The sequence below is a fragment of the Plantactinospora sp. ZYX-F-223 genome (genome assembly GCF_039649625.1).
In the GTDB taxonomy this organism is placed as follows: Bacteria; Actinomycetota; Actinomycetes; order Mycobacteriales; family Micromonosporaceae; genus Plantactinospora.
In genome coordinates, this window is record NZ_JBDJAV010000001.1 from 373,212 (window position 1) to 385,387 (window position 12,176).

At 69.9% G+C, this 12,176-nt stretch carries 9 protein-coding genes; 6 read left to right on the forward strand and 3 right to left on the reverse strand.

Going from position 1 to position 12,176, the window contains the following annotated elements; translation table 11 throughout:
- The first annotated feature begins 95 nt into the window (after nucleotides 1-95).
- From AAH979_RS01535 to AAH979_RS01545, 3 genes are all read left to right on the forward strand, one after another.
- Complete coding sequence (locus AAH979_RS01535; RefSeq protein ID WP_346255943.1) at nucleotides 96-230, forward strand: hypothetical protein; 135 nt, start codon at nucleotides 96-98, stop codon at nucleotides 228-230.
- A 1,151-nt stretch (nucleotides 231-1,381) separates the two neighbouring features.
- A complete protein-coding gene (locus tag AAH979_RS01540; protein WP_346256296.1) occupies nucleotides 1,382-2,161 on the forward strand; it encodes a 3-oxoacyl-ACP reductase in 780 nt (259 codons plus the stop codon).
- A gap of 16 nt (nucleotides 2,162-2,177) precedes the next feature.
- Nucleotides 2,178-2,327, forward strand: a complete 150-nt coding sequence (locus AAH979_RS01545) for a hypothetical protein (RefSeq protein ID WP_346256311.1) — start codon at nucleotides 2,178-2,180, stop codon at nucleotides 2,325-2,327.
- 128 nt (nucleotides 2,328-2,455) lie between these two features.
- Here AAH979_RS01545 and AAH979_RS01550 read toward each other — a convergent pair whose 3' ends face one another.
- The 3 genes from AAH979_RS01550 to AAH979_RS01560 form a co-directional block, all read right to left on the reverse strand.
- Nucleotides 2,456-6,298: a S8 family serine peptidase gene (locus AAH979_RS01550; RefSeq protein WP_346255944.1), complete on the reverse strand. Its 3,843-nt coding sequence runs from the start codon at nucleotides 6,296-6,298 to the stop codon at nucleotides 2,456-2,458.
- A gap of 698 nt (nucleotides 6,299-6,996) precedes the next feature.
- Nucleotides 6,997-9,870 (reverse strand): AAA family ATPase, encoded by a 2,874-nt coding sequence (locus AAH979_RS01555; protein ID WP_346255945.1) that lies wholly within the window; start codon nucleotides 9,868-9,870, stop codon nucleotides 6,997-6,999.
- Between the two features lie 141 nt (nucleotides 9,871-10,011).
- Entirely contained in the window at nucleotides 10,012-10,230 is a 219-nt protein-coding gene (locus tag AAH979_RS01560) for a hypothetical protein (protein ID WP_346255946.1), read from the reverse strand.
- Here AAH979_RS01560 and AAH979_RS01565 point away from each other — a divergent pair.
- Genes AAH979_RS01565 through AAH979_RS01575 form a run of 3 tightly spaced genes read left to right on the forward strand, consistent with a single transcriptional unit; the run spans nucleotide 10,217 to nucleotide 12,152 of the window.
- Nucleotides 10,217-10,543 carry a hypothetical protein gene (locus tag AAH979_RS01565; RefSeq protein WP_346255947.1) on the forward strand — a complete coding sequence of 109 codons (327 nt, stop codon included), beginning with the start codon at nucleotides 10,217-10,219 and terminating at the stop codon, nucleotides 10,541-10,543. The two genes, AAH979_RS01560 and AAH979_RS01565, sit on opposite strands and share 14 nt — an antisense overlap.
- 10 nt (nucleotides 10,544-10,553) lie before the next feature.
- A complete protein-coding gene (gene map, locus AAH979_RS01570; RefSeq protein WP_346255948.1) occupies nucleotides 10,554-11,411 on the forward strand; it encodes a type I methionyl aminopeptidase in 858 nt (285 codons plus the stop codon).
- Between the two features lie 30 nt (nucleotides 11,412-11,441).
- The gene (locus AAH979_RS01575; protein WP_346255949.1) at nucleotides 11,442-12,152 is read left to right on the forward strand and encodes a VIT1/CCC1 transporter family protein; all 711 of its coding nucleotides are present in this window, start codon (nucleotides 11,442-11,444) and stop codon (nucleotides 12,150-12,152) included.
- Nucleotides 12,153-12,176: the final 24 nt, after the last annotated feature.

Below are 12,176 nucleotides of genomic sequence, written 5' to 3' on the forward strand. Positions count from 1 at the left end.
TGCCACGAGCGTCCGACACGACGGCCGAGGTGTGGGGCGCGCCTCCGCCGGATAGCCTCCTTCCCGATGTGGCCCTGTCGCCTACGGAGGCCCGCGTGACAATGCCGTACTCTCCCATCCCCGAACTGAATCTCCTAAAGGAGTTCGAAGACAGCCTGGACGGCTGGTATGTGCATGGCTTTCAGCTCGACGGGTACGGGAAGAACGATTTCCTCGAGGACCCAGGCTGATCGACGGCTTGATTACTTTCGGGCAGGCCAACAACTCCGGCTCGCTCTATGCGCTCTGGCGACTCGACGATCGCGCCGACCTGGCGGATCTCCCGATCGTGATGCTGGGCGACGAAGGTGGAGTCCAACTCGTCGCCCGCCACCTCCGAGAATTCTTCCAGTTCATCGCCGCCATAGGTCCCGACGAAGAGCCGTGGATCCTTGACGCGTTCGGATTCCGCGACGCGCACAGCCCCACCCCGCACCACGACCGGTACGTCGCCTGGCTGCACCAGCATTTCGGCCTGGCGCCCGCGGCGGACCCGAACGACACCATCGAGGCAGCCGAGCAGGAGTTGGGCGAACGGTTCGCCGCCTGGATTCGGCCGCTCATGCCGGGCGCCCTCGCGGTCGACGACGATGCGGCCAACGCGGCGCTCGACGACGCACAGGCAGCCTACGAGCGGGGCGACCACACCACAGCCGTGGCGGCACTGAGGCTGGCCGCCCTACAGGACGACGACGACTACACGCGGTATGCCATTGAACATGCCGAGCAGTACGCGACCGAATGCGCCGGGTCGGGCAACCACGTTGCCGCCCTGCGGTACGTCGAAGCCATGCTGCGTTTTCCCGTCGAGCCCGACTGCCCCGAGCTGCGGCAAGCGGGCATTCTCGCCTACCAGGGGGAGATTGGCCGGGCCCGAGCCAGGTACCTACACCTGACCGACCACCCCAACTCCAACGTACGACTACTGGCCACCGGCCGCCTGCTCGCACTGCTCCAGGAGCAGGACGATCTCGCCGGCCCAGCGGACCCGGCCGGGGCCGCGAACGGCAGTACCGCGGCTTCCAACCCGGCGGCGCAGCGGGCCAGGACTGGATTCCTGGCCCGCGAACCCTGGGCACAGGACGTCCAGCAGCACCCGGTGGTCCGGCTGGCCACCTTCGCGGACGTACCGGCGATGTTCGAGGGCGTCGACGTCGACTGGGTGGCCGCGTTCGGGCTGAACGTGGCCGACGCCGGCCGGCTGCTCGACCTCTCCGGAGTGGACGCCGCGACGTCGCTGACGGTGCGCCCCGAGGACACGTTGCCGGCCGGCGCCCCTCGACCACCGGCCACGCCGTCGGCGAGGATGCCGGGGACGGCGATCCCCGGGAGGAGTACGGCGATGATCAGTGATCGACTGGCTGGGCGGGTGGCGGTGGTGACCGGTGCCGGCAGCGGGATTGGGCTGGCCACCGTGCGCCGGCTCGCCGCCGAGGGCGCGTACCTGGTCTGCGTCGACATCGCGACCGACGCCGGGCGGGCCGCCGCCGACGAGGTGGACGGCGAGTTCGTGGCCTGCGACGTGAGTGACGAGGCGCAGGTACGCGATCTGTATGACCAGGTCGCGGCCAGGCGCGGCCGGATCGACATCGCGTTCAACAACGCCGGCATCTCCCCGCCGGACGACGACTCGATCCTGACCACCGGCCTGGACGCCTGGGAGCGGGTGCTCCGGGTCAACACCACCAGCGTCTACCTCTGCTGCAAGTACGTCATCCCGCACATGCTGCGCCAGGGCCGGGGCTCGATCATCAACACCGCCTCCTTCGTGGCGCTGATGGGCGCGGCCACCTCGCAGATCGCCTACACCGCGAGCAAGGGCGGGGTGCTGGCGCTGACCCGGGAGCTCGGGGTCCAGTTCGCTCGGCAGGGGATCCGGGTGAACGCGCTCTGTCCCGGCCCGATCGGCACGCCGTTGCTGCGGGAGCTGTTCGCCAAGGATCCGGAACGGGCGGCGCGGCGACTGGTGCACGTACCGATGGGTCGGTTCGGCGAGCCCGGCGAGATCGCCGCCGCGGTGGCCTTCCTGGCCAGCGACGACGCGTCCTTCATGACCGCCGCCCAGTTCGTGGTGGACGGCGGCATCACCGGCGCGTACGTCACGCCGGCTCTAGACGAGTAGTTCCGAATCCCGGTCAGTGGTCGTAGGCGATCAGGGATCGGGTGACGGGCATCTCGCGACGCACCGGCTGCCCCTGGACGAGGCGCCCGAGGGCTACGCGATGTTCAGAGAGAAGCGCGACGGCTGGGTCCGGGCGGTCTTCACACCGGACGAGTCGCCCCGGTAGGGCCGTGGTCCAGCGTGCCGCCCCTCAGGTGGTCATGGCGCTGGCAGATACTCCCCCGATCCGGGACGTGCCCCGGAGGTCTGGTCTCCGGGGCACGTCGCCTTGGTGGTAATCGGTCGATCGGCGGGTTACTTGGATGGTTGGTACCGATTGGCGCTGAGGGCGAACGCCCGGTCGACCCGTTGCTCGACCCGGTTGCCGTCGACGTCCCAGGCTTCCACCTTCAGGCTGACCGCACCGGAGGTACGGTTCACCGCCGGGTAGCCGGTGAGGACCTGGAAGCTCCGGCCGTCACCATCACCCCGACCCTTCGGCAGCACCACCGCCCGCTGCCAGGTCTGGCCGTCGTCGAGGCTGGTCCACACCTTCATCCCGTCGATCCGGGGCATCGCCTCGATGGACTGCCCGTTGTATGCGGTGACAGTGAAGGTGTGCAGGCCGGGTGCCTTGACCGTGTTGTTGAGCTGGAGGTCCTTGCCGAGGTCGTAGCGGAGGAAGACGAACGGCTCCGGATGACACGGGTTGTGCCCGTAGCCGCGGCTGAGCCAGCACAGGGTGCCGGGTTTGGCGGTGGCCCGCTCCGGATGCTCCGACTTGAACGTCCAGGTCGTGGTGGTGTTGTTCAGATCCCGCTTGGACTCGGTCAGCCGGTAGGTGCCGGGCTCCTGCGGAAGCCGGAACACCGGGAGGAACCCTTCCATGCTGAGCGGGATCTCCTGGCCGCCCTCCCGGTGCAGTCGGACGGCACTGTTCCAGACGTCCTCCGCGGCGTGGAGGCTTCCGGTGATCCCGACTGTTTTGGGATAGATCAGGTCGCCCTCGCGACACCCGATGCAATCCCGCGCCCCGGTCTTGTGGGCGGGGTGGACGAGCAAGTCGGGCGGCAGCGAAGGCGCGGCTCCCGGGGCCACCGGGGCGGTGCCCCAGCGCTCGGTGGTCTGCCCCGGCCGGCCGAAGACCCGAGCAGCCGCCTCTAGCCGGACCTTGGTTCCGCTGGCGTCACGGTAGAAGACCTCGCTCCGGCGTACCATCCGGGGGTCGACCGGGCCGAAGTACTGGGTCCGGGTCTGCGGCACCGCGAATTCGAAGTCAGAGCTCGCGCCCGGTTGCGCGCCCGGCTTCGACGCTTCGTCACGCGAAAAGGCCGGTCCCGGCTGGGTGGCGTGGAAGGTGCTCTCCACCCGGGCGAGGTCACGCTCGCCGAACCGGTGGTCCAGCGACGTGGAGACCTGCTGGTCGTGATAGAGCGAGAGCTGGTAGCTGTACCGGATGTTCGGGTCGCTGGTCAGGCCGATGGTCACCGTGCCCTTCCGGACCAGGTCCAGCAGCCGCTTGCCCTCGTCCCGTTGGATCTGGACCTCCGGTAGCAGCAGCTTCTGCTCATCTGGAATGACGGTCGAGTTAGCCGGTGTTGTGGGCGCCATACCGAGCCGGTGGTGCTCGTAGCCGGGTGGCGGGTTGGAGAAGGCGATGACGCCGATCGCACCGGCCCGGTGCAGGTTGTTGAGCCGGTCCACCCACAGTGCAAGGTCGGGGGTGCCATCCGGCGGGGTGTTGCCCGCACCCCACCGGTCATCGCCCCACTGGAGCAGGGCGAGCTTGCCGCGCAGATCGTGTCCGGCGATGTCCTCCGGGTCACCGAACCCGGCATCGACCAGCTCGAACGTCCCGTTGCGGGTGAACGGCAGCCAGCCGCCGGCCCAGTCAAACGCACCCGGATCGAACGTCAGCCCCCGGTCGGCGTGGGCGCGAAGCATCGGCTGCAATGCCAGGTCGTTGGCGCCGCGCACCCGCATCGAGGCCGGTGGGTTCGCCAGCGTCCACTGGCTGGAGAACTGGAACTCCCCCACCGTGACGCGTTCGGTCGGGGTCACCCACAGCTTCGTCTGGGCCCACGTGATGCTGCCGGTGGTGCTGATGGTGGTGATGCTGCCGTCGGCGTGGCTGCGCTCGTAGTTAACGGAGAGGGCGTACGGTGCGGCCGGTCGCGGAGTGGCGATCGACATCGGTCGGGCCTGCCGCCCGTCGAGGATGACTTCGGTGCCTCCGGTCACCGTGATCTGCGGGTCGATGAGGTAAGCCGAAACCTTCCGCCCCGCAGTGCCGTCGTGTCCTGTCAACCCCGCCATCACGCTGTAGGTGCCCGGCCGGACCAGCGCCTGGTACCGACCCACGCCGACCGAGGTGACGTCGGTGATCTGCTCACCCGGGACGTCCACCGCTTGCACCCTCGGCCGGATGCTGGGGACGGCCGGTTGGCCGTCCGGGCCGAGGACCTGAACGGTGAGCGCCACCCGGCGGTCCAGCCCGACCGGGGTGGAGAGCCGGACCCCGCTCGCCTCGTCAGCGGCGACCACCGTGCCGCTGTAGGTCTCCAGGCCGAGCCTGCCGACGTTGAGGATGACCGTGGCGGTGGCGGCCCCTCCAGCCGGCACGGTGAGCGTGCCATCGACGGTCAACGCCCCGTTCGGTGCTGGCTCACCCGCCATACTCCGCAGACTCGGCGTCAGCGTCAGCTCGACCGGCTGGTCGGTCAGGTTCCGATAGGTAATCCGCTTGCTGACCGGGTCGGAACCGGTATCCCCGGTGATCCGACCGAAGTCGACATTCGGGGTGGTGGCGAAGACTTCCTGGTCGACCGCCCGCGCCGCATTGACTCGCCCAGCACCCTGCTCATAGACGCTATGCCCGGCGTCGTGGGCGCTGCTCATCAACGCCGCCTTCAGCTCCGGACCGGTCAAGTCCGGGTACCGCTGCGCCAGAAGTGCCGCCGCACCCGACACATGCGGAGTGGCCATCGACGTACCGTTCGCCGAGGTGTAACGGGCGTCCACCGGCGTACCCAGCGTGGTCCCCGCTGCACGGGCGGCGACGATATCCACCCCTGGGGCGGCAATGTCCGGCTTCAGCGCCCCGTCCAGTCGCGGGCCTCGGCTGGAGAACCGCGCCATCTGGTCCCGCTTGTCGGTGGCCGCCACCGTCAACGCCGCCTCCGCCGTACCCGGCGACCCGACCGTCTGCGCGTTCGGCCCGTCGTTACCGGCGGCGATCACAAACAGGGTGCCGGTGCGCGCGGTCAGGCTGTTAACCGCCTGACTCAACGGGTCGGTGCCGTCCGTGCAGCAACCACCGAGGCTGATCGAGACGATGTCGGCGTCCTGCTCGGTGGCGGCCCACTCCATCCCCTGGAGAATCGACGACGTCGGGCACCCGTTGGTGTCAAAGCACACCTTCGCGGACAACAGCCGTGCACCCGGCGCCACACCCTTGTACCGGCCACCGGACGCGGCACCGGACCCGGCGATGGTGGACGCCACGTGCGTCCCGTGACCGTGCCGGTCCCCGGCGTCAGAGCCCGGAATGAAACTGACCGCCGTGGCGACCTTGCCCGCCAGGTCGGGGTGCGTGGCGTCGACACCGGAGTCGAGCACCGCGACATTCACCCCGCTACCGTCATACCCCGCGCTCCAGGCAGCGGGAGCACCGATCAACGGCACGCTTTCGGCCAGGCTCAACTCCAGTTCGCGGTCCAACCACACCTTTCCCACTCCAGCGGCCAGCACCGACGGACCCGCTGGCCTCGACGCCACCGTGAACGAACCCGACCCGGCGCCAGAACGCGGTGCCGACTTCGGGGCCGTGGGCGCCGCCTCGGCACCGCGCAGCCGGTGCCAGAACTGCGCCGCGGTCTTTTTCTCCACCGCGACGCCGGCACCGTTGATGCTGGGCAGCGCGACCGCCTTGCCGGGAGTGGCGGGCAATTGCTCCACCCGCTCCGTCAACAGCTTTGCGGCCAGCGGCGCACTGCCGCCGGGCCGACCGGCTGGAGCCGGATAGGTAACGATCACCGGAAGGTGACCAGCATCGGCATCGGCATAGCCATGCTCGGCCAGATACGTGACGTTGAATAGATCCCGATCCAACACTCCGGCGGCAATCGCCGGCAGCACATCCTCGGGGAAGATGTACACGCCATCGGGCCCGGACTCTGTCTCGAAGGACGGCACACCAGCGAAGCCCGACCGTGGGGCCGCCTTGTCGACCGCGACACCGTACCGGCCAGGGGTACCGGTCAACGTAACCCGGTCGCCCGTGATCAGTGTGATCGTGGTGGAACCAGCACCGGCCGGCGCGGTCAGATCTGGGCTGGGCGCCGCAGGTGCGGCCGGCGCCGCCGCAGCCGGACCGGTCGGCGCAGCCAACACGGCGGCAGCCACGGCCGCCACCGTCGCGAACGCGGCAGCTCGCGGCGGGCGAGGCCGGGAACGGCGGTGCCGCCGCCCGGCCGATCGATGGAAGTTACCTCTGATCACCGTGGACTCCATCTCTTCTCCTCCAATCGGCCGTTCGGCAGGTGCACCGCGGTGGGCCGAAGCGACGCACCGTCACACCTCGACCCAGCCGTCGCCCAATCCGGGCATCTGCTCAGGTACGTCGGGGGCGCGCTTACCGGACCTGGACGGCTTGACATCCTCGGGCGGAGATGGGTCCGGGAGGCTCCTGGTACCCAGGTCGTGGCCAGGGTCGTCAAGTAGGTCGGGCTCCGCTGCTCGGCCCTCGCGCGGATCTTCGGCGTCGTGCACACGGTCAGGGTGCGGCCCAACACCTCGCCGTACCTATGGGAAAAACTCCCCATTCCTACCGGCGGCGTTCGCCGACCTGTGCTGAGCTACCCGTCGACCGCGTCGCGCAGATAACGGGCGAGCGCGGTACGCGTACGCAGGCCGAGCTTGCGCAGCGCGGCGCTGAGGTGCTTGTCCACCGTCTTCGGGGACAGGAACAGTTCGGCGGCGATCTCCCGGTTGGTGCGACCTGTGGCCGCCAGGTCGGCCACCTCGCGCTCCCGAGGCGAGAGTGCCGAGCCGTACCCGCGCGGGCCGCCCCGGTGCCGGGCCGGCAGCGACATCCCCCACTGGCGGGCGATACTGGCCGCGCGTTCCAGGTCCCACCGGGCGCCGAGACCGTCGAAAGTGGTCATCGCCGTACGCAGCACTTCCTCGGCCCGAGGATCTCCGACCTCGAACAGACACATCGCGGCCTGTTCCCTGGCCTGCGCCGCCTCGTACGGACAGAGCAGCGACTCATACCGCTCGGCGGCGGCAAGAAAGTGCCGGCCACCGGCGGGCCAGCGCCGCTCGGCCGCGTCGAGGAAACCCCGGGCATGGTGCAGGGCCGCCGGGGCCAAGGGCACGTCGAGGCCCCGTAGTTGCCGGGCGAACCGGATCAGGAACAGGCGCGCCTGGTCGACCCACCCCGCTGCGACCAGCGCCTGCAGCACCGAGGGCAGTGCTCGCACCGCCGACGCCCAGACCCCGCTGGACTCGGTCAAGGCGATGAACCGATCGAGCCCAGCGAGAAACTGGTCCAGGTCGCCACGGGCCACCGCGAGCCGGGCCGACGCCGCTACCGGAATGGCCAACACGTCGAATGCGTAGTGCCGTTCGAGCTGTCGCACCAGGCGGGTTAGGCGGCTCTCGGCGCGGTCCAGGTCGCCATTGGCGAGGGCGAGGCAGCCAGCGACCACCTCACCGTCAAGGTGGTTGCGGGACGACTTCGCCGCCTCGATCAGCGGCTCAACTCGCTCGCCCAGCCCGCCCCACCTGCCCTGGCAGTAGTCCAGCAACGCCAGGGCGATCTGGATCCGAAGCTCCAGGAGCTCGTTCTGCGCAGTCGCCGCGCCCTCCCGGGCCCGGTCCAGCAGCCGGGCCGCGACCGCATGATGCCCGGCCCTGCACGCGTCCAGCGCGACCGAATGGTAGGCGTTCACCTCCCGCGGGTGCCGCGGCGTGCCGCCCGTGCAACGCACGATGCGATCGGTCACCGGGCGCCACTGTGGATCACCCATTGGTGCCAGCACCATAGCGACCTTGCCGAGCAGGAACACCTCGACGACCGGATTCGCCACCTCGGGCAGGATTTGCAGCGCCCGGTGCAGCCACATCTGGTGCTCCGCGGCCGGCACTCCGAGTGACCGGGGTATTCCGAGCCCCACCATCGCCCATGCCTTCAGTTCGGGCCGGTCGGCGAGATCGGCCAGCGCCTCGGCGAACAGCTCTCGTTGCAGGTCGTGGCGTTCGAACGCGTCGTACAGGATGGCCAGAGCGAAGCGCAGCTCACCGCGGACCGCCGCGGGCTGGTCGTGCTCCAGCGCCGCAGTCAGCAGGTCGATCACCTCGGGGTCCTGCCGAAGCGACTCCAGCGCTGCCCGGCCCAGCTTCACCGCGATGTGCCCCTGCCGCGCGGTGTCGAGCGGCGCATGACGCAGCACCTCGGCCAGTAGCCGGACCGCCTCGGCATCGTCGCCGAGCGCGACGGCCTGGTCGGCGGCAATTTCCGCAGCCGCCACCCATTCGGTCAACCGGCCCGCCCGGCGCAGGTGGTGGGCCACCTGTCCCGCCGGCATCGGTCGCAGCTCCCGCAGTGCTTCCGCCGCCCGAGCGTGCAGTTCACGCTGGCGAGGCCCGGTGATACCCCCGTACACCGCCTGTGCCGCCAACACATGGCGGAACCCGACCGTGGTCGGGCGATAATCGGCCAGCAGGCCCGACGCCAGGCCCTCGGTCAGCCCGTCCGTGGCATCGGCCGTCGACAGTCGCGCCACGCTCAGCAAGAGCGACTCTGGAAAGGGTGTCTGCAACACCGCCGCGGCCTCCACCACCGCCTTCGCCGCAGAACCGAGCCGGCTCACCCGCTCTCGCACCGGGTCTCGAATACCGGCCGGCACGTCCAGGTCACTCAACACCCGGCGGGCCCATCCTCCGTCATGCCGGATCAACGTTCCCCGCGCGTGAAGGAGTGCGACAAGTTCCTGAATCGCCAGCGGCAGCCCCGACGCCCGTTGACACAGGTGAACGGCGAACTCCTCGGAGACCCGGTCGATCCCGAGCATTGCCGCTGCCATCGTCCCGGTAGCCGGCGGATCCAGCGGCGCCAATGCGATCCATGCCCGGCGCACCGTCTCTGGCAGTCGCACGGTCACCGCCCGTACTCGCGGGGCCGCCTCCTCACCCCGCATGGTAAGAACGATCGACAGGCCCGACGGCGGTACGGACACCAGGTAGTCGAGGAACTCGACGCTCTGTTCATCCGCCCAGTGCAGATCCTCGATCACCAGAATCGCTGGGCCCACCGCGCCGAGCACCTCCACCAGCCCACGGAACACCTGATGCCGACGCGTAGCACGATCAGCAACCGGCTCGGGACGCGGTGGCAGCATCCCGGTCAGCTCTGGAAGCAACGGCCGCAACGCGCCCGCCACCGGGGAAAGTTCCACACCTGCCAGCGCCTCGCCGAGGCCGCGTACCGCTTCCACCAGTGGTCCAAGCGGGAACGGCTCGCGAATCTGGCGGCACGCGCCTACCAGCACCCGTCGACCTGCTAGCAGCGGATGGGCCATCAGTTCGGTCACCAGTCGGGTCTTGCCGATTCCCGCCTCGCCCTCCACCGCCACCACCGCCGGTGACGCGGACACCACAGACACCAGCCGGTCGAGATCGTCGTCACGTCCGACCAGTGGCGGCATTACCGATCGTGGCCCGGTCATCGAGGGCGGCCCCGGGCTCGGACACACTCCCACCGACCGCGACGGCCCAGTACGGTCGTTGACGGCTGGTCCGTCCCCTGCACAACCAGGAAGCTAGTGGTCGGACGAAACAAGGGTCAAGATCTAAATTGCGACCGCCGGCTACCGCTGGCACGACCAGCGCCAACTCGGTCCCGCCCGGTTGCTGGCCAGCATCCGGCGCGTCGGGATGCCGCTGGCCCAGATCAGCTCGGTGCTCGCCACCTGAGCGACCTGGTGACTGTACGCGATCTCCTGGACGCACACCTGCTCCGGCTTGCGGACGGCCTCGCCGACGCCTACCAGAATTGACCTGGCTACGGCCGATTTGGCTGCCGCCATCGACGCCGTCCGGTTCGCGGTCGGTCACGGGCCCGAGCTACCCATGCTCGGCGGCATCCTGTTCGAGCTGCAGGACGGCATGCTGCACCTGGTCGCCACCGATCTCTACCGGTTGGCCGTCTCCCCGGTGTTGGTCCACGAGGTCACCGGCCCGCCGGTACGGGTGCTCGCCCCGGCCCCGCTGGTCGACGCCGCGCGAGCCCTGCCCACCGCCGACAGTTCGGCCACCCTCGGCCGGAGGCGGCGTCGCGGCCGTCCTCGGTTTCGGTGGCTGCCTGGCCGGACGGATGAGCGGTCCCGGTCCCGGCGATAGGCTGGAGGTCATGACCGTACGTGCACCGCTGACCCCTGGCACGCTCTCCCCGTGGCGCCAGGTGCCGCCCCACATCGTCCGCCCCGAGTACGTCGGCAAGAAGCGGCCGAAGGAGTGGCGCGGCTCGCACGTGCAGTCGGCCGAGACGATCGAGAAGATGCGGGTCGCCGGCCGGATCGCCGCCCAGGCCACCCAGCTCGCCGGCGAGCACTGCAAGCCCGGCGTCACCACCGACGAGATCGACCGGGTGGTGCACGAGTTCCTGATCGACCACAACGCCTATCCCTCCACCCTCGGCTACAAGGGCTTCCCCAAGTCGTGCTGCACCAGCCTCAACGAGGTGATCTGCCACGGCATCCCGGATTCGACCGTGCTGATGGACGGCGACATCATCAACGTCGACGTGACGGCGTACCTCGATGGGGTGCACGGGGACACCGACGCCACCTTCTGCGTGGGCGAGGTGTCCGAGCCGGCCCGGCTGCTGGTGGAGCGGACCCACGAGGCGATGATGCGGGGCATCCGGGCGGTCGCTCCGGGCCGGCAGATCAACGTGATCGGCCGGGTCATCGAGTCGTACGCCAAGCGGTTCGGCTACGGGGTGGTCCGGGACTTCACCGGGCACGGCATCGGCGAGGCGTTCCACAGCGGGCTCTACGTGCCGCACTACGACAGCCCCCGGCCGACCGACGTGATGGAGCCGGGGATGACCTTCACGATCGAGCCGATGATCACCCTCGGCACCCACGAGTACGACATGTGGGACGACGGCTGGACCGTGGTCACCAAGGACCGGCGCTGGACCGCGCAGTTCGAGCACACCATCCTGGTCACCGAGGACGGCCACGAGATCCTCACCCTGCCGTGACGGACGCGCCCTCGTGACGGACGGACACTCGTGACGGACGCGTCCACCCCGGTCAGCGAGCACCACCACGCGGACGTCTCCGGTGGCTGGCTGCGCCCCGCCGTGTTCGGCGCGATGGATGGCCTGGTCACCAACATCGCGTTGATCGCGGGCGTCGGCGGCGGTGGGGTCGCGCCGCGCAACATCGTGCTGACCGGCTTCGCCGGGCTGGTCGCCGGGGCGATCTCGATGGGGCTCGGCGAGTACACCAGCGTGCAGTCGCAGAACGAGCAGGTGGCCGCCGAGGTCGCCAAGGAGCGCCGCGAGCTGGAGCGGAACCCGGCCGGGGAGGCCCGGGAACTCGCCGAGGCATGGGTGGAGCGCGGGCTGCCCCGGGACCTCGCCGAGCAGGTCGCGGAGGCGCTGCGGCACAACCCGGAGGAGGCGCTGCGGGTACACGTCCAGGAGGAGTTGGGCGTCGACGCCGACGAGCGGCCCAGCCCGTGGACCGCCGCCTTCTCGTCGTTCCTCTGCTTCTCGGTCGGAGCCGTGGTGCCGTTGATCACGTACCTGCTCGGCTTCTCCAGCCTGTGGCTGGCGCTCGGGGTGGGCGGTGTCGGCCTGTTCGTCGCGGGTGCGATCGTCGCCCGGTTCACCAACCGGAAGTGGTGGGTCAGCGGCGGCCGGCAACTGCTGCTCGGCGCGGCGGCCACCGCCGCGACGTACCTGGTCGGCCGGCTCATCGGCGTCGGCGTGACCTGACCGCGCCGGTGTCCCGGGGGCCGG

Bases quoted from the DNA above. Each gene is read 5' to 3' on its own strand.
- AAH979_RS01540 (WP_346256296.1), top strand. From the start codon at position 1,382: ATGATCAGTGATCGACTGGCTGGGCGGGTGGCGGTGGTGACCGGTGCC.
- AAH979_RS01555 (WP_346255945.1), bottom strand. From the start codon at position 9,870: ATGACCGGGCCACGATCGGTAATGCCGCCACTGGTCGGACGTGACGAC.
- AAH979_RS01560 (WP_346255946.1), bottom strand. From the start codon at position 10,230: ATGGCGGCAGCCAAATCGGCCGTAGCCAGGTCAATTCTGGTAGGCGTC.
- map (WP_346255948.1), top strand. From the start codon at position 10,554: ATGACCGTACGTGCACCGCTGACCCCTGGCACGCTCTCCCCGTGGCGC.